Raw genomic sequence first — 23,902 nt, forward strand, 5'->3', positions numbered from 1 at the left:
AAAATATAAACTATTATCTATTTTCATCCCCTATCTTCTTTAAATAAGTATCAATATCAAATTTTCTCTCTAATCCTTTAGCATTCATATACCTAACCTTACCAAATATATCTCTCTCAGTCCAAGCTCGATCATGCTTGCCAAAACACCAGGCTACTCCAGCAAAGCCATTAGGATCTCTTCCGTCTAAGGAATACTTGTTATTTAAGTATAGAGCTGTTTCAAAGCCTTCTTGGGGTGTAGAAGTCCACTCTAAGATCTTCTTACCCCAATACATCCTCATATAACCATGGATCTTCCCAGATAATAAGAGTTCCTTTTGAGCAGCATTCCAATAAGGATCATGGGTCTTTGCTTCTTCTAATTGAATTTTAGTATAAATGTATTCCCTTGTATCACCTTTATGATCCTCCAAAGTCTTCCACGCCCAATCAGGTATTATACCTTTTAAAGATTTATTGTATTTATCATTATAATAAACAAAGTTATAACTTAGCTCCCTTCTAACTATAAGTTGTTCCAAAAAATCCTCTTTTCCTTTCTTATTAGACTTTTTTACCTTTAAAGCTACATACAAAGGTGATATCTGCCCAAAATGTAGGTACGGACCAAGGTTAGACTGATAATCCTTATCTGGATGGCTGGAAAGATCTTCATACTTCTCTAACTTCTGATCTATAAATATCTTAAGCCACTTTTTCGCTTCTGAATTGCCTCCCTTAAATTTTGCTATTTTAGCAACACTTCTGTCTATATCCAAAGTATTAATTAACCCATTAACATCTTCTAATTCTAAAGATTCAATCTCTAAATCTAATGAGGAATAAGCAACCTTTCTCTCCTTTAAAGGAATTAAGAACCTGTCTAAGTTGGAGTTAATCTTCTTTCTTATAGTATAAGCTGCATACTCCTCTTTATTTGATGCAACTTCAACTGGAACTACAATATCAGTCTCCACTTCAAAGCAAGGGATATCTACCTTAGAGGCAACCTCATCTCTCCACTTTCTTTCAACCTCTAGATACCCTCCATCTACAAGCAATAAAGAAGAATCTTTGGCTAACTCTACTATCCCTTCAGTAGGATCTTCTCTTCTTAATATAAACTTTACCCCTCTTTTCTCTAATTCTTCTTTGGTCTCTTGCAAACCTTCTAGCATAAAATAATAATGTCTTAAATTAGCTTCAGGAAAACTATCAGTTAATCCAAAATAAACTACCACAGGCTGTTTAAATGTATTGGCCTTCTCAATAGCAAACTCTAGGGCATGATTATAGTTGGCCCTTTGTGCTCTTTGCATCCAATAAAGCACATACTCTCCTTTATTAAAGGCTTTATTATTCAATACCTTGACTCTCTCTTCTTGAATCATCAAATCACCCCTTATATAAACGCTTTGTTAATAGTGATGGGTCATCAGTACTGGGTAATGAATAAAACCTTAAAGATCAAAAGCCCCTTTGTTAGCTAAGTATTAATAAGTAATTTTGATATTTTAACCTTACTCATTACTCATCACGCATCACCAATTACTAGTGGCACGATCGTGCCATTTAATTATATAAGAACAAGAAGGTGGATTTACCCTCCTTCTTATTATCAAAAATCTCACACCCCAATAATTTTATTATACAGTCATTTTAGCAACTATCTTTGCTACATGCTCACCTTGAAAGCGAGCACCTTCTAATTCATTTTCACTAGGCATCCTACTACCATCACTTCCAGCTATAGTTGTGGCACCATATGGAGATCCACCACTGATCTCATCTATTGTACCTTGCCCCGCAAAAGAATAAGGAAGCCCTACAATAATCATCCCATGGTGTAGTAGTGTAGTGTGCAAATTCCTGATTGTAGTCTCTTGGCCCCCATGTTGACTAGCTGTACTAACAAAGACGCTACCTACCTTACCGATTAAAGCCCCTTCCATCCATAAACTTCCTGTAGTATCCAAAAAATTCTGAACCTGTCCAGCTATATTTCCAAATCTAGTGGGTGTACCAATTATAATCCCATCTGCTTCTTTCAAATCATCTAAATTACACTCTGGGATATGAGCGAAATCTTTTTGAGCTTCAAAGGCTCCTATTTCCTTTAAGGTCTCTTCTGGTATAGCTTCCTCAATTCTACGAAGTTCAGCATTAACTCCTTCTACCTTCTCTACACCTTCAGCAATGGCCTCAGCCATCTTATATACATGACCATAAGTTGAATAAAACGGTATTAATATTTTCATTTTCCTTCCTCCTTTTTAATAGTTTTTAATCTATTCATTCTATAATATAAAAACTTAATTATGTTATTAACTGCTTAAACTAGAAAATAATTATATAATAAATATGAATAAAAAGGTTAGCAGATATTAATAACTACTAACCTTTTAGTTGAATTAACCCATTATATTATATCCACAGTCCACATGTAAAATCTCTCCACTTACCCCTGAAGAAAGTTCACTTAAAAGATAGAGAGCACTACCTGCTATCTCTTCCTTCTCTACCAACCTCTTCATTGGTGCTCTTTGAGAAAAGTCTTTTAATAGTGTTCTAAAATCTCCAATACCACTAGCAGCACGAGTTAATACAGGTCCAGGAGATAAAGCATTCACCCTAATCTCTCTTTGACCTAAATCCTTGGCCAAGTACCTTACCGATGATTCCAAAGCAGCTTTAGCAACTCCCATTATATTATAATTAGGAAGAACCTTCTCTCCTCCATAGTAAGTCATCGTTATAGCTGAAGATCCTTCTTTTAAAATAGGAGAGGCTAAGCCTACTGCTTTAACAAAAGAGTATACACTTATCTCCATTGACCTTATAAAGTTGTCTCGAGAAGTATCTAAATACAAACCTTTTAAATCATCTTTATCAGGACCACCGGCAATAGAGTGAACCAAAAAATCCAAACTCCCAAATTCATCTTTTATCCTTTCAAATACATCTTCAAAGTTTTGATCATCTAAAACATTAAGTTCATAATAATGTTTAGACCCTATATCTTCAAATAAGGGAACTACCTTTTCCTTAACACTCTCATCTTGATAGCTAAAAGCCAGCTCTGCCCCTTGCTCTTTTAACTTCTCTGCTACCTTCCAAGCTATAGATTTATCATTTGCAACTCCCATAATTAAGCCTTTCTTACCTTCCATCAACCCCTTTGACATAGTTATACCCCCTAGATTATTAAATCTTTATAGTAATAAAGCATATCTTTATTAGCTTCTAGTCTCTAGCTACTGGCTTTTAGCTAAAAATCTTTAAGCCCTACTTTTAACGAAGAAGATTTGGTAATGGATCATAAGTGATGAGTAATAAGTAAGACCAAAACACTTATTAATATTTAACTAACAAAGAGATCCTGTTTTTTAAGATCTTATCCATTACTGACAACTGATAGCTATCTCTTCTCTTTACAGACGAAGTTAGCTAAAGTTACGCATCCTGTTACACTAGCAATAACATTCTCCTTGCTGGCTCTAGTATATATCCCCTTTATTTGTTCATCATATAGGAAGAGACCTAAAGTATATTTGTAAGGTTTAAATTCTATCTTTTCGCCTTCAAATACTGGCATCTCCAGCTGGGGAACTAAACAAAACTCTTGAATTAGATGAGTCTTGTCTTCAAGAGCATCAATCCTCTCTCTCCAGACTTTATTACTTGTATCTTTACCTATAGTTACGCCCTCAGCCCCATATAAATCCAAAGGCTTTAAAACTAGCCCTTCTCTATTATCTTTAGCATAGGTGAGCAACTCTTTATTATTCGGATCTAGAACTCTTGTATAAGGAATGGTCTTCTTAATAAATTCCTTCTCTTCTTTATTTAAAAAGCTTATCCTATCCTCATCATGAAGAATAGAGAATAGAACCTTATTATGGATTATTTGAGATCTTATCGGGCCAACAAGACAGACCTTTCCTTCTTGATAAGCCTTTAGCAAATCACCTATCTCATCATAGTGCTCCATCAAATCCATAGTTACAGCCCGACGATAAATAAGATCTACTCTAAAATCTCCACTAAACAAAGCTCCTTCTTTATACTCTAAATTCCTTGGGTCAACTATCTTAGCTCTATAACCCCTCTCTTCTATAACCTTCTTAAAGTGTTCAAACTCCTTTACCATCCCATAACCACTAAAGTCCATAATACCTATATTAGGTCTATCACCTTTAGAGTTGAACTCATTATACTTTCTAAGAAGAGTGTCAACCCAAGTATCTATAAGTTCCTTATAATCAACATTATAACTTTTAGTCAAAACTTTAACGGCCTCTGCTTCTAAAAAATTTTCTTCTAAAGTATTTGTCTTTACCATACCTGAAGAACCATCAGCATTTAACTCACAAAATTTAATATCATCTTCACCATAATAAAAAATATCAAATCTAGCCATTGGAAAGTCTCCAGAGTATCCAGGATCTACAAGAATCAACTCCTCTAACTCCTTAGAAAAGCCAAAGTAACTTCTAAACTCTTTATCCTCCAAATATTGATGAACTACCTTCTTTAATATCACCTTCAACTTAGAGCTAATTTCTTCAAAAGTTTCTAACTCCTTTTCTTTAAAGAAGAGAGGTCTATATAAGAAAGGAATTACCTTCCCACCATAGTAAGCAGGAGAATCTTCTAGCTCTTTGAATATCCTCTCATAATCTTCTTTATACCTATTAGGATTCTCTAATAAAATCTCCTTATAATGAGAATAAGGACTATTCATTCTCTCCTCTCCCCTCAACCAAAAAGTTCATAATATGATCATTTAATGCTCTATCTTCTTTCTTTAGTAAAGCTCTTTTAACCCTAGTTGCTAAGGTCTCTTCCTTATATATTATATCCTCAAAAGGACTTAAATATCTAATCTCACTTTGCTTCAACCCGCCTTTAGAAATCTTTACTAGCTTAGTGGCCATATCCAATATGCTATAATCTCCTATATTTGCCCTTATACCCTTAGCTATGATATCCTCCTTGGCCCTTAGAATATCTTCATAACTAAGCGGCTTAATCAAATTATAAACTTCATCTAAATTGGGTTGATTATAAAGGATCCCCTTCCAAAAGGCTACCAAACTGAAAGTATAATCTGGCGGTAGGGAGTCAGCCATTCTAATCTCAATAAATTTCTTGGCCCTAACATCTGGAAAGACCATAGTTAATATATGCTCTAACTCTTCTCTCCCCATCTTCATTTCACTAAAGATCTCTTTACAACTCTTAGACCCTGTATCTATATACTTCCCATTACTCTTAACTAATATAGGCTCTCTACTCAAAATGTAATCTGCATAGGATTCATAACCAAAGTCAGGCTTAAAGGCTTCCTCAATGACTCCAGTTCTATTATTATCAGTGTTGGCCCAGATTAGAGTCCTTAAGGCCTCCCCTTCATATATCTCACCTTCAAAAACTGGAGAATTATCAAACAAAACAGCTATCAAAGGAGATAAGGCATTTGCTACTCTAAACTTCTTTACAAAATCTATCTCATCTTTATAATCAAAGGCCATCTGCAAAGCAGCCGTTCCCTTCATCATATTATGAGCATACTTGCCCTTTGACCCTAGATAGTTAGACATTATCTTGTATCTTCTCTTAGGATTCCAATCTATATCATCAATTTTGCTCTTCAAATGGTAACCTAAGGTTAATAGTTGATAGCCCTGTTCATCTAATATAGGAACTATATCTTCTAAGAAACTAAAGTAAATATCCTTTAATTTATCAACGCTATCATAAGGATTAGTCCCTATCTCTAATTGGCCGCCAGGTTCTAAAGTAATATCTGCTCCATTAGAATTTAAGCCAATCAACTTATTACCTTCCGTCTGACCTTTCCACCCTTTACCTTTAAGAACATAAAGAATAGATTCAATCCCATTGTTTTGGCTATAATCGATAGAAGAAAGACTTTTCTTTTCTATTACAAAGTGTTCCACCTCAATTCCTATCTTCTCATCATTACCTTCACCTTCTTTAAAATAATCTACTAATAACCTCTTTTGCTCTTTAAAGTCCATCACTTCACCCCATTAACTTAATTAAATAAATTCAACTTTATTATATTCATTTATTATTTTTTATATAATTATCTTTTTAACAAAACTCCTTTAAAATCCTCTGTATTTTAGGATTATTTCTTCTCTCTACTCCCAAAGTACTTTGATCATAATGACCTGGATAAACTACAATATCATCATCTAAGGTCAACAATTTACCCTTTACCGATTCTACTAACCTCTCATAGCTTCCTCCGACTAGATCAGTTCTGCCAAGAGAATTCTTAAATAGTGTATCACCAGTCAATAATATATTGTGTATTTTAATACAAATACACCCTCCTGTATGACCTGGAGTATGTATAATTTCCAACCTCATTTCACCAAAATTTAATATCTCTCCATCCTCCAAAGTTTTATCAGCTTCTACACTGACACTGCCTACAGGACGATTGGCCGATAGATTGATTTCAGGATTATTTAAGCCTTCAAAATCTTCTTTATGTATAAGTACAGGAATATTAAACCTATCCCTAACCTCTTCTAGGGCCAATATATGGTCATAATGATAATGAGTTAAAATGATGGCCTTAAGCTCTATACCCTCCTTCTCAATATAATCTATTAACTTATCACCATCATCACCAGGATCAACGATCACCCCTACCTTATTATCATCAGATAAAATATAACAATTAACATCACCTACACCTACTACAAACCTCTTTAACTCCATTATATTCCCTCCTTTATTATATATCTATAACTTTAAACTAAATATCACTCTTAACTTATAAGTAAGACTTAATATTAATATAATAACACTTATGGACTAACTATCAAATAATCTATTTTCAGCCAAAAACTTAAATCACTTATTTTTAGCTAACGTCTATATATACTAATATTGATTATATTTACTAATTATATTATAACAGTCCTTTGGCAAATAATAAAGTATTGACAAATAAATATCTAATTAATAAAATATAACTAATAACAAAAGGAGGAGATATATTATGTCACAAGAGTATAACTTTGTTCATTCATGCATTAGAGTTCTTGATTTAGAAGAGTCTATAGAATTTTATGAAAAGGCTCTAAACTTAAAGGTATCTAGAAGGAGGGATTTTCCAGAGTATAAATTCACCCTTGTTTATATGAAAAGTAAGTTAGGAGATTTTGAGATTGAGCTTACATATAACTATGACAGAGAAGAGGGTTATACAATAGGTGATGGCTATAGCCATATAGCTGTAACTGTTGATGATTTAAAGAAATCTTATCAAAGACACAAGGAAGCAGGATATAAAGTTGGAGATATTAAAAGTCTAAGTGAAGAAGCAAGTGGAGGATACTACTTCTTAACTGACCCTGACGGCTACAGAACTGAAATTATCCAGAAATAATAGTAAGAAAAAACAAGCCACTAATTAGGCTAATTTTACGAACCTAAATCAAATCTAACTTAAACCTTTGATTTCTAATTCGTATTTAATTAGCATAATTAGTGGCTAAAATTTTTATCTAATTTTTAATTATAATAATCCTCTCTTCTAGTCCAACTTTAAAAAGAGATTGTCATAGTGCTTTTGAGCAGAGCTGCCATGATAACTAATTCTCTTTCTATAGTATTTTAAACGTCCCATCGCCTTAAAAAGATAGTTATTATAAAGAATATCCACATCCTTACTGCTAGCATTACCAAAACCTTGATTATAAGAGACTATAATCTTATTAAGATCATTATCATACTTTCTATAACCTAAACCTATATAATAAACTGCAAGTCTAATCCCCAAATCTGTGGCATCTAAGACACGCCACTTACTGTACTCTTCCCCAACTAAATCAGATATCCACTTTGCAGTCCTTCTATCCATACTGACTACTCCAATGCTCATCCCCTCATCATAATCAGATCTAGATACAAAATTAGTCTCTGTTTCGATAATAGCCGTCACCAATAAAGGATCTATAGAGACACCTAACTCTTTGGAATATCTATCAGACCACTTAATAATCTCTCTAGCATATTCTCTAGCTCTTTGTTTGCTTAATCGTATATTTGTATTGTAAGCTACATTATGGATATACTTAATCCTATAAGATATATAACTCTCCAAAGTATTATGATCATAAGCCTCTACACTACTAAAATTAGAAAAAGTAAGTACTAATAATAACGAAAATAAAATTAGTTTATACTTCACGTTCTACCTCCATTTCTCTTTTATTTAGATAATAAATACCAGCTAGGTCTTTAAATAAACCTAGAAAATCTAATACTAGAGTTAATCAAAAATAAATTTTTTCAAAACCCTAGTACCTTTTTGATAAAAAATGTAAACTAATCCTATATATAGGATAATACTTTTTTTCTGATTTTTCAAGCTAAATTTTAAAATAATAATCAATGGTGAATTTTAAATTAATTTATCTTTGCTAACTAAAGGTCTTTCTTATCTAATATAGAATTAGATTATAGACTTTAGAAATAATTTTAAGGAGGTTTTTGTATGAAAACATATTCAACTACACAATTTCACGAAAATAATAGAGGTCTTCATGATGAGTGGCTTATAACAAATGGACTAGGTTCCTTTGCTGCCTCTACTACATCGGGAATAAACACCAGAAAATACCACGGACTTCTTGTCTCATCCTTTAACCCACCAGTATATAGAAGGTTAATGGTATCTAAACTATCTGAAGAGCTTATTTTAAAAGATACAAAGATCCCTTTAACTAATGATTTAATAAATGATTTAAGCTTAGAACAAAGGAGAGAAAATTTAAAGGAGATTAACAAAGCAGCCTTTGACAGTAACAAGGAAGCTCTAACTGAAATGAATATTAAAAATTCAAATCCAAATTATAACTCCCTAATATCCTTTAATAATTCTCCCTTCCCTACTTATACATACCTTGTTGAAGGTGTTTTAATTGAAAAGTCGATCTTTATGGTCTATAACGAAAATATTACAGTAATTAAATACAAGATCCTGGATACAAAAGAAGGGGCTAAATTAAACCTAAGACCTCTTCTTAACTGCAGAGATCACCATAGTCAGAAATTAAAAGATGAGCATAACTATAAAATCATAGATATTAAAGATAATCTAGTAGAACTTAAATCTGGAGAATATCCTTTAAATATTCTTTGGAATGAGGGCCAATTCACAAAGGACGAAGAATATTTTACAGGTATGTATTATCCCTTTGAAACATATAGAGGAGAAAGTGATTTAGATGATCATTATATCCCAGGTAAATTAGAGGTTGATATCTCTACAAAAAAAGAGATTCTAATCGCCCTATCTACAGATAAAACCAAAGAACTAAAAGGTAAAGAGTGGGAAAAGAAGACACTAGAAAGAAGAGAAGAACTATTAAATAAATATCCTAAGCAAAGAGATGGACTTGTGGATAAGCTAGTATTGGCTGGAGATGCCTTTATTACCTATAGAAAATCTACAGATAAAAAGACAATTATGGCTGGATACCCTTGGTTTACAGATTGGGGAAGGGATACTATGATCGCTCTACCTGGACTAACATTATCGACTGGTCGTTACGAAGAGGCTAAAGAAATTTTAACCACCTTTGCTTTAAGTGTGAAGGATGGATTACTCCCTAATGTATTTGATGATATTTCTGGGGAAGCAGCCCAATACAATACTGTTGATGCTTCTCTTTGGTTCTTCTATTCTATTAGAGAGTATTATAAGTACACCCAGGATATAGCTTTTATAAAAGAAATCTATCCTAAGCTAAATAATATCCTAGAGAAGCACAAAAAAGGCACCCTTTATGGTATTAAGATGGATGAAGGTGATGGATTATTAAATGCTGGTGAAAAGGGAGTACAATTAACTTGGATGGATGCAAAGATAGAAGATTGGGTTGTTACTCCTAGAGATGGTAAGGCTGTCGAAATCAATGCCCTCTGGTATAATGCTCTAGTAATATTTAACGAATTAGGAAGAGATCTAGGAGAAGAAGAAAAGAATTTAGAGATAATTGAAAAAATCAAAGATAATTTTACAGATGTATTTTGGTATGAAGAAGGCCAATACCTCTATGATTATATAAACAAAGAAAAGAAGGACTCTTCTTTAAGGCCTAACCAAGTCTTTGTAGTCAGCCTACCTTACTCTCTTCTTGATAAGGATAAGGAGAAGAAGGTTATTGATAAGGTCTATCAAAAGCTTTATACTCCAGTAGGATTAAGGAGTTTGTCTCCAGATGATTCTAGCTATCATCCTACCTATAAAGGGCGTAGAGCTATAAGAGATGCTGCTTACCACCAAGGGACCGTATGGGGTTGGCCAATTGGACACTTCTTTGAAGGTTACCTTAAGGTAAATAACTTCTCTAAAGAAGCAAAGAAAAAGGTTCGAAAGATGTATGAACCCTTTGAAGATCATTTAAACCATTATGGAATAGGATCAATATCAGAAGTCTTTGACGGCGATTACCCTCATGAACCTAGAGGGTGTCCAGCCCAAGCTTGGTCTGTTTCAGAACTTTTAAGAATTTATGAAAGCTATTTACAAGATTAAATTGCTATAAAAAAGTGTTAGTTAAAGATCAATTGATCTTCAACTAACACTTTTGCTTCTTAATTAAAGTTACTTTTTCTTAAAATCTTCAAAGTCATCTGGATTTAAATCCCTTTCATTTTCAACTTCTTTCAAATTTTTCCCCTTTTTCGCACTAAACTCTTCACCAATTTCAAAGTCTTCAAAATCATCTGGATTATAATCGATAGTATATTCATTTAATTTTTTACCATTCTTTTCACCCTTCTTCTTAGCCACTTTATCACCTCCTACTTTTTATTATCTCTTCTCAAGCCACCAATTATACTATTACTATTAAGAATCTATATTTTTCAAGTCTGTAAATTGCACCCTTGAATTTACTCCTCATTGGTGGATATATAAATATTCCCATCACTCTCTAAAGTAGCTAATAAGACATCCTTAGGTGAATTTATCTCTCTCTTTCTTAGCTCTTTTAATAACCACTCTTCATCTAAGCCTGCATTATTTAAAGCATTATAATCAATTTCACCATCTGCTATTAAAGTTAAAGATAAACCTTCATACTCAGTTGGAATATGCAGATGTTCAGGGGTTAATCCCCTCTTTTGAGACTTTGGAAGAATACTTAATTCTCCGGAGGTTTCTAAAATAGCAAATTCAACATCAGATACTTCAAAGATCCCCTCCTTTCTTAATTGTCTCATCAGATCATGTATATTATAACGAGACTTCTTCATCTCACCCTTCATCAACTCCCCATTCTTTATCAAGATAACAGGTCTACCATTTAATATTCTTCTAAGGAAATTACTTTTTAGAGATAGATAAGACATCAATATCTCAATACCTGCCAGGGTGAAGATAGGCAATATGCCTTGCCAAAGCGTTAGACTCCTCTCCTCAATTACAATAACTCCTAACTCTGCAATCATCAAGGATACAACTAGATCAAAGGGGCTTAGCTCACCTACCTCCCTCTTCCCCATTAACCTTATAGCCGTTAAGGTTATAAAATAAATATATACAGTTCTAAGAAATAGATTCGACATTTTAAGCCCCCTTTTATCATTTATAATTAATACTCTAACCCTTAACCATCTATTATATTAGATTTTACTAAACAACTAATTTTATTCTTATTAAAAAATATAAAAAGTAGCCCATATTAAGGGCTACTTGATAATTATTATTTCTGATCACTGCTTAAAAATGTGCCGTGTGCCGTGCAAAGAGCGCAGCTCTTTGCACTCTGGCTATGACATATATAAAGGGCAGGCACAGGGACCTGCCCTCATAGTTTATAAAAAACCATAAACTATTCGTGCGATTCCAATTTCAAAGGTGCTCCTATGCTACCTTTCCTCTTCCCTTATCCCTTGTGAACTTAACTGTTCTTTAGCTCACTGCTCATCCTTAAAGTAAACATTATGCTCTTTTTTACTCCAATTACTTAATCCAATATTATAACCTTTATAATTAATAAACCTTTTAGTTAAAGGAAGTCCTTTTTTCAACCTGACTTTATACTCTCTTAGAGTATACTTATTTCTAAAAATTAGATCCTTTAGTGATCTCTTTTTATCCTTTGCTTCTTTACTTAATAGGGCCAACATCATAATATTTCCCTTGTCTTCCTTTAAAGAATCATAAAGTTGCTCTATACTCAGATAACTTCCCCTCTTTAACAATATTGACTCTAGCAGATCTAACAAATAACTACCTATACCATCTCTTAAGGAATTTAGATTATGACACTTCCAAAACTCTTCACCAGCCTCTTGAATATACCTTCTTCTAAGCAGGGCCAAAGTCTGGTATTCTACACCAACTCTCTCTCCTATCTCCTCTAGACTAAGTTCTTGCTTATGGTGTAAGTGGATAAATTCATCCTTTGTTAACTTCTCTTTTAAATTATCAACTATCTCTCCTCTATTTTCTATTAGTCTTTCATAATCACCATCAAAATAACTTTCTAGCCAGTTATCTTCCAAAAGACCATACTTTCCTTGCCGCTGATTATCTTCAACTATCTTTATCCCTATCTGGTCTAGATTATACCTTTTATAAATGATATAATCTAAGATCCTCTCCTTATTCTTAAGCTCAACCTTCAATCTACTTTTCTCATTTACAAAAGAATTATAGATTCTGTATATATCTTTCTTTTCATAATAAGGTCTATTAGACTTTAAAAGATCAGCAATACAACAATTATCTAGTTTAACTTTGATATCCATTATCTCCTTAACCAATTCCTCTATATTATTATCAGCAGGGTTAAGCTTTAACTTCATCCTCAAAACTGTATTAGGATAATAATCATAGAGTCTATAACTCATTTTTTTAGCATAACTTTTAAAGTAAAAATTATATAACTTAGAATTTAAGATACCAACTATCTCTTCTAATGAGGTGTTGACCCTATACTCTTCTTTGGTAGTCAAAAGATAAATATCTGCACTTGCATAATATGAGTTTTGATCAATTGCAAAGGAGTTTTTAGTTGCTTTATAGGGATAAACTATCTTCTTAGCCTTAAATTTATCCTCATCCCTACCCCATTGTAGATTATACCATTGAATAAAACCTTTCTTACACTCTCTTCTTTTAGATAACCTTTGCTTAAAGGATTTAAGATAATTTATTGTCTTTGGATATTTATCCCGCTCACCTATTTTATCGGTGTAGATTAGATACTTATTAGCTTTTCTAATCTTATAAGGACCAACATCACTATTCTTAATCCAAGGCCTAATTAAATCCTTCTCTATATTCTGATCAAGCACTTCTTCTTTAGACAATACAAAGGCTTTATCATATCCAGTTATAATCCCTTGTGCACTATCACATATATCACCTAGATATATGTCTCCAACCCTTTCTAACTTATCTATAACCTCTATCTCATCTTCAGATAATAGCCTCCATCCCTCATCATCTAAGGCATCCTGTTCAACGCTATACCTTTTATAGCACTCCTGCTCTTCTCCTTTTAATATATGGGCAAATAAATCTTCTCCATTTAGATTAGAAGCATTAGCTTTTAAACGGATTAGGTCAATAAAACCATCTTCCCCCTCAGATAACCTCATCTTAATAATAATAGGATCTACAATCACACCTTTAAAAAGTTGCAGACCATAAAAATCTAATATACTTTCGATTTTAGATTCAGACTTTAAGTATCTTCTCAACTTTTTTCCAGTAGGTGATTCTAAAAAATACCTAGGTGTTATCATAATTAAAGTTCCATCTCTTTTAAGTCTATTTAAACCCATCTCTAAAAAACAATAAGAGAGATCAGCTTTATCTTCATAAACTGAATAATTTAACTTTAACCATTCCTTATAATCTCTTTTTAACTCCTTATGCCCAACATAAGGTGGGTTACCTATAATAAGATCAAATTTTTCACCTGAATCAACCTTTAGCATATCATTATTTTTTATATTTAAATTACTTAACTCTCCTCCTATCCTCTTAAAAACAAGACCTATAATAGTCAATTGAAGGGCAAAAGCGTCAGTATCAATACCATAAAGATTCTTAGTTAAAATATGACTATGTATATAATTTAAGTTCCAATCTTTATCCGGGTACTCTAACTTTAACCTATCAATTTCTCTTAAATATTTCTCATATAAAATATCATAAGCCTTAAAGAGAAAGTATCCACTCCCACAAGAAGGATCTAAAATTTTCAAATAAATATTATCTACAATATCTACCTTAGCCAAAGTCTCCTCTAATATATAATCAACAACTACCTTCGGGGTATAAAATTTCCCTTCTTCCCTCCTTGACTTATGAGTGCTTAAGCTCTGATAGATATCTCCTAAGGAACTTCCATCCAAATCAATATCAGCCTCTTTTACTCTGGTGTAGATTTCTTCTATGCTTTTATTATAAGGTAACAATTCCCATCTATGGTCTATTAGTAAATCATCAACTTCACCTTTAAAGGCTTTATTAATAATCTGATCTATTGAAAGATCTTTCATTTCTAAAAAGGTAGCAAGCTTATTATCTTCTATTGCTTTTATTAAAAGCAATTTTATTATAAATAGATAAGCTGAATTAGAAGCAAGAACTTCTTCCCATTTCCTTTCCCTTCTAGTTTCCTTAACTCTATCTTTATCCTTATATACCTGAATAAGCTCCTTTGTTTTTTTACAATTTAAGCTAGACTTAAAGACTTTCAAAATATCTTTATATATTAGATTGAAACCTTTTAATCTCTTAACTCTCATAAAGTGCCTCCTAGACTTTAAAATTTATCCTTTTATGATTATTATAAAGTATCTCAATGAAAAATCAAATTAAATCAACAAATATTTTGTATATATATATCAAATCTCAGGAATAATAAGCTCAGACACTTAATAAAAGGAGATGATTTAAAAGTGGATAGATTAGCATTAATTCTTGTAATAGTTGGTGGATTAAATTGGGGGCTAATCGGATTATTTGGTTTTGATCTTGTAGCATTTATATCAGGTATTCGCTTTGGTGAATTAAATGCTCTTAGTCGTATTATTTATTCTTTAGTTGGCTTGGCAGGTATCTATTCGATAAGCCTCTTCTTTAGAGAAAGAAATCAAATCGAAAAATAAACTAAGAAGAGACACTCCTTTAACTTAAAGGAGTGTCTCTTCTTAGTTTATTTAATTTATAACTTTCTCCCCTTCTAGGATATAAGAATGATTTGAAAGAGTCTTATTTAATATATTTTTGAAATTAGAAGGTTGGCCCTCATAATCTTCCTCAAATATAGGGCTAACATCATAAGCACAAACTAAAGATATATTAGATTTTGTCAAAGTCTTTAATAACTCGATTTCAAAGTTTAAATATTTTTCATTATCTATATCCTTTATAAGATGACCTACTTCTGCTATTAATCTACACTTACAGTAGCCATCTTGCGATAACGTCTCAGCTAAGCTAGATATCCTGCCCTTTAAACCTATAGTTCCTTTGAGCTTATATATATCTATTAAATCCTTCATAGAAAAGAATTCAATCTGCTTAGATTCAATATAATCATTATCTATAAACTTGATTACCCTCTTTTCAAAGCTATTAGCCACCGAATAAAAGCACTTTTCTCCCTCTTCCAAACCTTCTAACAAATAATTAACAGTCTTAACCAAAAAATGCTCCTTACCATAATAAAGACTTATACTACTATCTATATCTTTAGATAATATCATAACCTATTCCTCCTATAAGAAGATATTCATTCTAACAAATAATTATATACAGCTATTAAAACCAAACTTTCAAATAGCTTATAATTCTATAATAATAATTCATAAAAGAAATTATTAAGCCCTCTATGGAAAATTATAACAAATATATATAGACAATTCAAGGGTTTATTTGGTATTATTATTTATATTTTTCTTCCATTACATGGGCCAACCCCTGATTAAAAAGTCCTACTATGTGATCATCATCTAAAGAATAATAGACTATTCTCCCCTCTTTTCTATATTTGACAAGGTTTAGATCTCTAAGCCTCCTAAGCTGATGCGAGATTGCCGACTGGCTCATATCCAAAAGTTCTGAGATATCACAAACACATAACTCTCTATTGGCTAAAGCATTAATTATCCTAATCCTTGTTGGATCACCTAGAACCTTAAAAGTAGCAGCCAACCTCTTAATAGTATTATCCTCCAACTCTTTTCTCTTAACTTCATTTATATTATCTTTATGTATACAATATCCTCTACAAATCAAATTATCATTATTCATACTATCCCTCCTAAGTTCTTCTACTCATCTAGTATTTCTATTTAGCTAAAAAAAAACCTTCTTTAGATTGTGATTTATTTCACTAGTCTTTAATATTGTGAAATTTAATAGTAATTAAGTGTCACTTTCGTGCCACTAGTAATGGGTAATGAGTGAAGAGTAATGAGTAAAGTCAAAATCTCAAAACCTCTTATAAGTCTTAGGTAACAAAGGGGTTTCTGTTTTTTTAAGGTTTTACCCATTACTCATTACCCATTACTCATCACCAGTAATAAAGCTACGCTTTATTACTTATATAGTGTAATAACTCCATACTAAAACAATAAAAAAGAGGCAGCCCCTTTAAAAAGAGACTGCCTCGTAACTTAATCTAAATTAAAACTAAACTAACTGCCATTACTGCCATTCCAAGAACAAATCCATAAATCTCTTTATGTCCTTCTCCATATTTTCTAGATGTAGGTAATAACTCATCAATAGATATAAAGACCATTATACCTGCCACAAAGGAGAAGATAAATCCAAAGAATAACTCGTTTAATAAAGCACTAAAGACAAAGTAACCTATAAGTGCTCCTACTGGCTCAGCAAGACCGGAAAATAGAGCATAACCAAAGGCCTTCTTCTTAGAACCTGTAGAGTAATATATCGGAACAGATACAGCAATACCTTCAGGAATATTATGAAGAGCGATAGCAATAGCTATAGATAGTCCCAAGGCTGGATCTACCATTGCAGCAACAAAGGTAACTAACCCCTCAGGGAAGTTATGTATAGCAAGTGCCAAAGCAGACTTAACTCCTGTTCTGTGTAAGGATGCTTTATCCTCAATGTCAATCTCCTTATTTGAACTCAGCCCTTCAACCTTCTTTTCATCCCAAACATGGTGAGGATTCTCGTGATTTGGTATCATTTTATCGATAAGGGCAATAACTAAGATACCTAAAAAGAAGAACCCAACTGTAGCCCATTCACCAGTAGTAGCACCTAAATGATCTACCAATGACTCTTTAGCCTCATCTAATAACTCTACAAAAGAGATATAGATCATTACCCCTGCCGAAAAGCCTAGAGAACTTGATAAAAAAGCCTTATTTGTCTTCTTAAAACCAAAGGCTATCACACTTCCTACTACTGTAGATAAACCTGCTAAAAATGTTAGTAAAAACGCAATTGTTATATTATTAATCTTAATCACTTCCTTTTTAATTATTTTAATCAGTTGTATAACTGATAACTGTTACTATCAATTATAACATATACTTACTTTTTTTCAATAAAAAAACTGCCTTTATATAAAGTCAGTTTTTAATCTTTACCAATTGATGTAATTAAAAATTGAAAACTGAATTATTCTTTGTATCTTATCAAAATAGATCAAAACCCCAAAAATAATCATAATAAACCCACTAAACTTAGTAATAAGCGGAAGGTACTTATTATAATCACTTGATAATGATAAAGATTTATTTACATATAAAGCAGTCATAATAAATGGAATTCCCAAACCTAATGAATAAAAAGCTAAAAGAACTATCCCCCTACCAATTGTAGCTGTACTCCCTGCATATAATAATATAGAAGCTAAGACTGTCCCAACGCAAGGGGTCCACCCTGCAGCAAAGGCCATTCCCATCAAAATAGAGGAAAATGAACTTTTAGCCTTTTGAGCCCAATTAAATCTAAATTCTCTATATAAAAAATTAATCTTAAAGACCCCTAACATATGAAAACCAAATATTATAATCAATATACCACTTATTTTGGTAAGCAACTGCCTATGATAAGCAAAGAGTTGGCCCAGATAACTTGCCGAAGCACCCATTAAGATAAAGACTATAGAAAAACCAAGTACAAATGAAAGAGACCTGATTAAAGTAAATAAATTTGTTCTCTGCTTAGCTCCCCCATTTATATAACCAACATAAGCAGGTACTAGCGGCAGAACACAAGGAGATAAAAAAGATATTAGACCTGCAAAAAAAGCAACCACTAAAGAAACTTCACCCACTTTATCACCTCCAGATAATTTTATATAGTGTTAGTGTCTATACTCAAGCTTTTACTGAAATTAAATTCTGATACTGATAAAATTAATAAAACTCTATTCTATTACTCATCATTATTTAAGATATTATCCCTTATTTGACCTAACTGTGAAAGTGTAACCATACCTCTCATTATATAGTCAACCTTTCCATCAGGGCCAACAAAATAAGATGTTGGAACAACCGTTACCAGATAATCTCTAGCAATCTCCCTTTGTTCATCTAAAAGGATAGGAAAGGTATAATTATCTCCTTTGATAAATTCCCTTACCGTATCCCGGTGTTCCCCTATGTTAACACCTAAGACTACAAAATCATCATATTTATTATGAAATTCAATTAAATCAGGCATCTCCTCTCTACAAGGAGGACACCAACTAGCCCAAAAATTGATCAAAACATTCTTCCCCCGATAATCTGACAAGGATACCTCCTCACCCTCTAAATTCAAAAGAGTAAAATCCGGAGCAACCTTTCCTAAATTAACACCTACTACTAACTCATCTTCCCCTTCTATTTCTGCTTCATCTAAAGGTTGACTACTCATAGACCAAATAGGAAGACTAGCTACTAATACAATCCCTAAAAAGAAAATTAATAAGAAATAAACCTTGTAATTAGACCAAAACTTCTTCACCATAATATCAAATCCTCTCTTCTGATCATTAACCTTCAAAGCGAAATTAGCTATTTATAATCATTATCGATAAGTATATATTACCACACATCCTTATCTAAAACAAGGTATTACTTTCCTTAATAAAGTAGTACTGTGATGACACAAAAACTTGCTACTAGTTGCTAGTTATTAGCTAAAAGCAGCAGCTAATAATGTATACTTATAATTTAATTGTCTAATACTATTAGCGTAAACTAAAAAATAAAAAAAGGGGGAGATCAATTTGACTACAGCAACAATTTATGAAACCCATATGGATAGATACCAAGAGTGCATAGACCTATGTAATATATGTATGAGTGAGTGTCAGTTCTGTTTAGATGCTTGCTTACATGAACCTGATGTAGATGCAAGGGTTGATTGTATGAGCTTATTACTAGATTGTATAGATATCTGTACACTAGCAGCTAAATATATGTCTGGAAATAGTCGCTATGCTGCTCAAGTCTGTGAGTTATGTGCTGAGATATGCGAAGCTTGTGCCCAGGAATGTGATAAATTCCAAGATAATCACTGCCAAACATGTGCAGAAATATGTAGACAATGTGCTCAAGAATGTAGAGCTATGTTAACTGCTTAATATCTAAAAGATTAAAAAGGAGAGCTGCAGCTCTCCTTTTTAATCTAACTATTACCCTTTATATAATCTCCCAAACCTTGATCTTCCTTCTTAATATGATTAACTAACCATCTAGTTATTGTTCTATTTAACCTCATTAAGGAAGCTACATTCTTTTTACCTTCCTTAAATTCTTGCTTAAATTCTTCTATCTTTTTCACGAAATCATTATGAGCTTTCTTATGTTCTTTATAATCCGGATAATTATACTTTTTCTGTAACTTCTCTTCTGTCTCAAAGTGAGTTTGTACATAATTACCTAAAAATTCTAGTAATGATTCTAACTCCTCTGATCCTCTTTTTTCTTGACAAGCTTTGAGTAACCTTTCAGTCTGTTCAAAAAGCTCTTTATGTTGCTTATCAATCTCTTCAACCCCTATCTCAAATCTCTTCTTCCATGAAATCCCCATAACTTCGCCCTCCTATGTCTCTTATTGATTTATAATTTAATTTTTCTATATAATATTTTATTATAGATACCTTGATATGTAAAGAAAGGAATCTAAATATATAAATTAATAATATATTAAGCTATCAGACTTTAGCTAAAGTCTGATAGCTTAAAGCTAACGATTATAAGGATTAAAATATAAATTCTCCATCTTTATAGCCAATATATATTCTATCTCTTTCTCCTATCTTACCCTCTAGTAGCTTAAGGGCCAACGGATCTTTAATATAATTCTGAATCACTCTTTGTAACGGTCTGGCTCCATAGACTGGATCATAACCTAAGTTAGCAATCTCTTCTTTTGCCTTATCACTAAGTTCAATCTCTAAGCCTTTAACACTCAACTTAGCTCTTAGCTCCCTTAAATGAATCTCAATAATCTTCTCTATATCCTCCTTAGTTAGAGAGTGAAAGATTATCTGATCATCTATACGGTTAATAAACTCTGGTCTAAAGTGAGCTTTCAGTGCTTCTCTCACCTTCTTCTCCCTCTCTTGCTCATCTTCAATATCTTGGATGAATTGAGAACCGATATTTGAGGTCATAATTATGACAGTATTTCTAAAGTCAACCTCTTTACCCTGACTATCGGTCAAGATTCCATCATCTAAGACTTGAAGTAAGATATTAAAGACATCTGGATGTGCCTTCTCGATTTCATCTAATAAAAGTACAGAGTAAGGATTTCTTCTAACCTTCTCTGTCAGCTGACCCCCTTCTTCAAAACCGATATATCCCGGTGGGGATCCAATCAGTTTGGCTACAGAATGACGTTCCATATATTCTGACATATCCATTCTTATCATAGACCTTTGGTCATCAAAGAGATACTTAGCTAAAGTCTTGGCAAGCTCAGTCTTTCCTACACCTGTTGGCCCCATAAAAATAAAGGAAGCCAAAGGCCTATTATCATCTTGTAATCCTGTTCTAGACCTTCTAATGGCATTACTTACAGCTTTAATGGCATCCTTCTGTCCAACTACCCTATTAGATAGCTCCTCTTCTAAATGTAATAATTTCTGCTTTTCACCTTCCATTACCTTAGTAAGAGGAATCCCAGTCCAAGATGCTACAACTTGAGCTATATCTTCTTCACCAACCTCTTCTTTTAAAAGGTGGCGCTCTCCTTTCAACTCTTCTGCTTTCTTTATAGCTTCTTCTAGCTTTAAGTTCAACTCATGAAGGTCACCATACTTTAACCTTGCTGCCCTTTCATAATCAGCATCTCTTTCAGCAGCTTCTGCCTTAATCTTAGTTTCTTCAATCTCTTCCTTTAAATCACCAATCTCTTTAAGAACTTCCTTCTCATTAGTCCACTTTGCCTTTAAAGGATTTATCTTATCCTTTAAGTTAACTATCTCTTCCTTTATCTCCTCTAACCTCTTTAAGGCTCCCTCATCATCTTCCTTCTTTAGAGCCTCTTTCTCTATCTCTAACCTCCTTAACCTTCGGTCAAGCTCATCTATCTCTATAGGCATAGAATCTATCTCTATCTTTAACTTAGAAGCAGCTTCATCTATTAAATCAATGGCCTTATCAGGTAAAAATCGTTCACTAAGATATCTATCAGACAGCTTGGCTGCTGCTACCAAAGCACCATCCTGTATTCTTATTCCATGGTGTATCTCATACTTATCTTTTAATCCTCTTAATATAGATACTGTATCTTCTATAGAAGGCTCATCGATTAAGACAGGCTGGAACCTCCGCTCCAAGGCTGCATCCTTTTCTATATACTTCTTATACTCAGCTAGGGTAGTTGCTCCAACACAATGAAGTTCACCTCTAGACAAAGCCGGTTTCAAGAGATTGGCTGCATCCATAGCCCCTTCAGTAGCACCCGCCCCTACTAGGGTATGCATCTCATCAATAAAGAGGATGATATTACCCTCTGCCTTCTTGACCTCCTTTAGTACCGATTTTAAACGCTCTTCAAACTCGCCACGATATTTGGCCCCAGCTACCAAGGCCCCCATATCTAAAGAGATAACCCTCTTATTTCTTAAGCTCCCAGGTATATCACCGTTAACTATTCTTTGAGCCAACCCTTCTACAATTGCTGTCTTTCCAACACCTGGTTCTCCAATTAGAACAGGATTATTCTTTCTCCTACGAGAAAGAACCTGCATAACCCTTCTAATCTTCTCATCTCTACCGATTACAGGGTCTAGCTTACCTTCCTTAGCCAGCTCTGTCAGATCAATAGTATAATTATCTAATGCTTGATAATTAGAATCAGCACCTTGACTTCTCACCTTCTCACCACCTCTAATCTCTTCAATTAAATCCTTTAATTTTTTAGCTTCTATCCCTTTTTCTTTAAGTAATTCTCCTACTGAAGCTTCTGCTAATATAGCTAAGAGAAGATGCTCAGTAGATATATAATCATCATTCAACTTCTGGGCTTCTTTCTTTGCTCCTCGTAATACTCTAGCCAACTCTTGTGAAGTATAAAGTTCTACACCTTCAGAATAAACCTGAGGTAGCTTATCTACCTTCCCTTCTAACTCCTTAGTCAAAGTTTCAATCTTAACTCCTAACTTCTGAAGTATCGGTTTAACTATTCCGTCATCTTCTCTTATCAGGGCCAACAGAAGATGTACTGGATAGACCTCTTGGTTTTTATTATCCTGGGCCAAATGCTGGGCCTCCAAAATTCCTTCTTGTGCCTTTATTGTAAACTTATCCATCTTCATAAGTTATCACCTCTTTATTTTTTTAAGCTATGAGCCTTGAGCAAGTGATCTTTATTACGGAGAGTTTTTAGTTCTTTAAAAAATCGTAGGGTGTGCTAAAACCTTAAAACCTAAATTCAAAAACTAAGTAGCAACGAATCGCACGAATCAAGCGAATCTAAAATCTAACTAAATCTTTATTAATTTTAATTATTTAATCTCTTGTCCTGACCTTGTCGGCACTTATCCGAACTTAGTCTGCGCAAAAGCCTTTAACCTTTAGTTTCTTAAAATCTTTAGTTCAAAGGCTTGGCACAGATAAAAAGTGATAAGAGCTGATTAAATCTGATTTAAAGCAGGAGTCTGGAGTCAGGAACCAAGAGTCTGAAGTCTGTACAGATCAAAATCAAGGACTTAAAGATTTTGAACTTACTGATTCCGGATTCCCGATTCCTAAAATAGAATTTCATCAGCTCTTATCAGATCTAATCAACCCAAGATTACTTCTTCGGTCGACAAAAATCATAGCCCTCAGGGCGCTGCTGCAAACACCTTTGATTTTAAAGTTTTTTATTTAATGTCAATTACCCTCTTTCCATCATCTTTTTCAATCTCTTTCTTAGGTAAAATCACCTCTAGAATACCATTGTTGTATTCTGCTTCAACCTTATCTTCAACGATATTACCTACTCTAAAGGATCTGCTATAACTACCTGCTCTACGTTCTTTGCGAATATAGTTATCCTTCTTCTCCTCTACCTCTTCACTATTGCTTACCATTATATTTAGATACTGATCATCTACCTCTAGCTTAATATCTTCCTTCTTCACTCCTGGCAATTCTGCCTCTAAGAGGTACTTGTCATTGTCTTCTTGGATATCCACCTTAAAAGGTGATAGATTAGAGTTCATAAACTCATCGAAGAGGTTTGAACTTGATCCTAAGAGATCAGAACTTCCATCCCACAAAGAATTAGATCTTCGATTATTGAAAAAAGGTTGTAAATCAAACATTCCTATCTCCTCCTTTAAGGTTTTGTTGTTAGCACTCGTCTTAGGTGAGTGCTAATTATATTATAAAAAAACATCTCTCAAATGTCAATATTTATAGTTTTA

22 protein-coding genes are annotated in these 23,902 nt (G+C 33.2%); 4 read left to right on the top strand and 18 right to left on the bottom strand.

Annotated elements, in window-relative coordinates:
- Window positions 1-13: 13 nt before the first annotated feature.
- From HALSAC_RS0112590 to HALSAC_RS0112615, 6 genes are all read right to left on the bottom strand, one after another.
- On the bottom strand, window positions 14-1,372 hold the full coding sequence (locus tag HALSAC_RS0112590) for a deoxyribodipyrimidine photo-lyase (RefSeq protein WP_027340556.1): 1,359 nt from the start codon (window positions 1,370-1,372) through the stop codon (window positions 14-16).
- A gap of 255 nt (window positions 1,373-1,627) precedes the next feature.
- On the bottom strand, window positions 1,628-2,239 hold the full coding sequence (gene wrbA / locus HALSAC_RS0112595; RefSeq protein WP_027340557.1) for an NAD(P)H:quinone oxidoreductase: 612 nt from the start codon (window positions 2,237-2,239) through the stop codon (window positions 1,628-1,630).
- Window positions 2,240-2,392: 153 nt separating this feature from the next.
- A complete protein-coding gene (locus tag HALSAC_RS0112600) occupies window positions 2,393-3,166 on the bottom strand; it encodes an enoyl-ACP reductase FabI (protein WP_027340558.1) in 774 nt (257 codons plus the stop codon).
- 233 nt (window positions 3,167-3,399) lie between these two features.
- Window positions 3,400-4,725 carry a glutathionylspermidine synthase family protein gene (locus tag HALSAC_RS0112605; RefSeq protein WP_027340559.1) on the bottom strand — a complete coding sequence of 442 codons (1,326 nt, stop codon included), beginning with the start codon at window positions 4,723-4,725 and terminating at the stop codon, window positions 3,400-3,402.
- Window positions 4,718-6,025 carry a glutamate--cysteine ligase gene (locus tag HALSAC_RS0112610; protein WP_027340560.1) on the bottom strand — a complete coding sequence of 436 codons (1,308 nt, stop codon included), beginning with the start codon at window positions 6,023-6,025 and terminating at the stop codon, window positions 4,718-4,720. Before HALSAC_RS0112610 ends, HALSAC_RS0112605 begins: the two co-directional genes overlap by 8 nt.
- Window positions 6,026-6,101: 76 nt before the next feature.
- Window positions 6,102-6,740: an MBL fold metallo-hydrolase gene (locus tag HALSAC_RS0112615; RefSeq protein ID WP_027340561.1), complete on the bottom strand. Its 639-nt coding sequence runs from the start codon at window positions 6,738-6,740 to the stop codon at window positions 6,102-6,104.
- A gap of 283 nt (window positions 6,741-7,023) precedes the next feature.
- Here HALSAC_RS0112615 and gloA point away from each other — a divergent pair, with 283 nt between their 5' ends.
- On the top strand, window positions 7,024-7,413 hold the full coding sequence (gloA, locus tag HALSAC_RS0112620) for a lactoylglutathione lyase (protein WP_027340562.1): 390 nt from the start codon (window positions 7,024-7,026) through the stop codon (window positions 7,411-7,413).
- Between the two features lie 147 nt (window positions 7,414-7,560).
- Here the strand turns inward: gloA and HALSAC_RS0112625 are convergent, their stop codons facing one another.
- Window positions 7,561-8,217 carry a transglycosylase SLT domain-containing protein gene (locus tag HALSAC_RS0112625; protein WP_027340563.1) on the bottom strand — a complete coding sequence of 219 codons (657 nt, stop codon included), beginning with the start codon at window positions 8,215-8,217 and terminating at the stop codon, window positions 7,561-7,563.
- Between the two features lie 306 nt (window positions 8,218-8,523).
- Between HALSAC_RS0112625 and HALSAC_RS0112630 the strand changes: the two genes are divergently transcribed.
- Window positions 8,524-10,569 carry an amylo-alpha-1,6-glucosidase gene (locus HALSAC_RS0112630; RefSeq protein ID WP_027340564.1) on the top strand — a complete coding sequence of 682 codons (2,046 nt, stop codon included), beginning with the start codon at window positions 8,524-8,526 and terminating at the stop codon, window positions 10,567-10,569.
- A gap of 69 nt (window positions 10,570-10,638) precedes the next feature.
- Here the strand turns inward: HALSAC_RS0112630 and HALSAC_RS0112635 are convergent, their stop codons facing one another.
- From HALSAC_RS0112635 to HALSAC_RS16635, 3 genes are all read right to left on the bottom strand, one after another.
- On the bottom strand, window positions 10,639-10,827 hold the full coding sequence (locus HALSAC_RS0112635) for a hypothetical protein (protein WP_027340565.1): 189 nt from the start codon (window positions 10,825-10,827) through the stop codon (window positions 10,639-10,641).
- Between the two features lie 101 nt (window positions 10,828-10,928).
- Window positions 10,929-11,603: a DUF421 domain-containing protein gene (locus HALSAC_RS0112640; protein WP_027340566.1), complete on the bottom strand. Its 675-nt coding sequence runs from the start codon at window positions 11,601-11,603 to the stop codon at window positions 10,929-10,931.
- A gap of 351 nt (window positions 11,604-11,954) precedes the next feature.
- Window positions 11,955-14,804: an Eco57I restriction-modification methylase domain-containing protein gene (locus HALSAC_RS16635; protein WP_051412228.1), complete on the bottom strand. Its 2,850-nt coding sequence runs from the start codon at window positions 14,802-14,804 to the stop codon at window positions 11,955-11,957.
- 153 nt (window positions 14,805-14,957) lie between these two features.
- Here HALSAC_RS16635 and HALSAC_RS0112650 point away from each other — a divergent pair, with 153 nt between their 5' ends.
- Window positions 14,958-15,167, top strand: coding sequence for a DUF378 domain-containing protein (locus tag HALSAC_RS0112650; protein WP_027340567.1), 210 nt, complete (start codon window positions 14,958-14,960; stop codon window positions 15,165-15,167).
- Between the two features lie 51 nt (window positions 15,168-15,218).
- On the opposite strand, the gene HALSAC_RS0112655 is transcribed toward HALSAC_RS0112650, so the two are convergent.
- From HALSAC_RS0112655 to HALSAC_RS15965, 5 genes are all read right to left on the bottom strand, one after another.
- The gene (locus HALSAC_RS0112655) at window positions 15,219-15,767 is read right to left on the bottom strand and encodes an MEDS domain-containing protein (RefSeq protein WP_027340568.1); all 549 of its coding nucleotides are present in this window, start codon (window positions 15,765-15,767) and stop codon (window positions 15,219-15,221) included.
- A 178-nt stretch (window positions 15,768-15,945) separates the two neighbouring features.
- Window positions 15,946-16,314 (bottom strand): ArsR/SmtB family transcription factor, encoded by a 369-nt coding sequence (locus HALSAC_RS0112660; RefSeq protein ID WP_027340569.1) that lies wholly within the window; start codon window positions 16,312-16,314, stop codon window positions 15,946-15,948.
- Window positions 16,315-16,684: 370 nt separating this feature from the next.
- Window positions 16,685-17,503, bottom strand: a complete 819-nt coding sequence (gene zupT, locus HALSAC_RS0112665; RefSeq protein ID WP_027340570.1) for a zinc transporter ZupT — start codon at window positions 17,501-17,503, stop codon at window positions 16,685-16,687.
- Window positions 17,504-17,629: 126 nt separating this feature from the next.
- Window positions 17,630-18,325 carry a cytochrome c biogenesis CcdA family protein gene (locus tag HALSAC_RS0112670; RefSeq protein ID WP_027340571.1) on the bottom strand — a complete coding sequence of 232 codons (696 nt, stop codon included), beginning with the start codon at window positions 18,323-18,325 and terminating at the stop codon, window positions 17,630-17,632.
- A gap of 101 nt (window positions 18,326-18,426) precedes the next feature.
- Window positions 18,427-19,002: a TlpA family protein disulfide reductase gene (locus HALSAC_RS15965; RefSeq protein WP_035571904.1), complete on the bottom strand. Its 576-nt coding sequence runs from the start codon at window positions 19,000-19,002 to the stop codon at window positions 18,427-18,429.
- Window positions 19,003-19,264: 262 nt separating this feature from the next.
- Here HALSAC_RS15965 and HALSAC_RS0112680 point away from each other — a divergent pair, with 262 nt between their 5' ends.
- Window positions 19,265-19,621 (top strand): four-helix bundle copper-binding protein, encoded by a 357-nt coding sequence (locus HALSAC_RS0112680; RefSeq protein WP_211231346.1) that lies wholly within the window; start codon window positions 19,265-19,267, stop codon window positions 19,619-19,621.
- Between the two features lie 44 nt (window positions 19,622-19,665).
- Here HALSAC_RS0112680 and HALSAC_RS0112685 read toward each other — a convergent pair whose 3' ends face one another.
- The 3 genes from HALSAC_RS0112685 to HALSAC_RS0112695 form a co-directional block, all read right to left on the bottom strand.
- Window positions 19,666-20,070, bottom strand: a complete 405-nt coding sequence (locus HALSAC_RS0112685) for a bacteriohemerythrin (RefSeq protein WP_027340573.1) — start codon at window positions 20,068-20,070, stop codon at window positions 19,666-19,668.
- A 172-nt stretch (window positions 20,071-20,242) separates the two neighbouring features.
- A complete protein-coding gene (gene clpB / locus HALSAC_RS0112690) occupies window positions 20,243-22,807 on the bottom strand; it encodes an ATP-dependent chaperone ClpB (RefSeq protein ID WP_027340574.1) in 2,565 nt (854 codons plus the stop codon).
- A 549-nt stretch (window positions 22,808-23,356) separates the two neighbouring features.
- Entirely contained in the window at window positions 23,357-23,800 is a 444-nt protein-coding gene (locus HALSAC_RS0112695) for an Hsp20/alpha crystallin family protein (protein ID WP_027340575.1), read from the bottom strand.
- Window positions 23,801-23,902: the final 102 nt, after the last annotated feature.

This window comes from Halonatronum saccharophilum DSM 13868 (assembly GCF_000517025.1).
Classification (GTDB): domain Bacteria; phylum Bacillota; class Halanaerobiia; order Halobacteroidales; family Halobacteroidaceae; genus Halonatronum; species Halonatronum saccharophilum.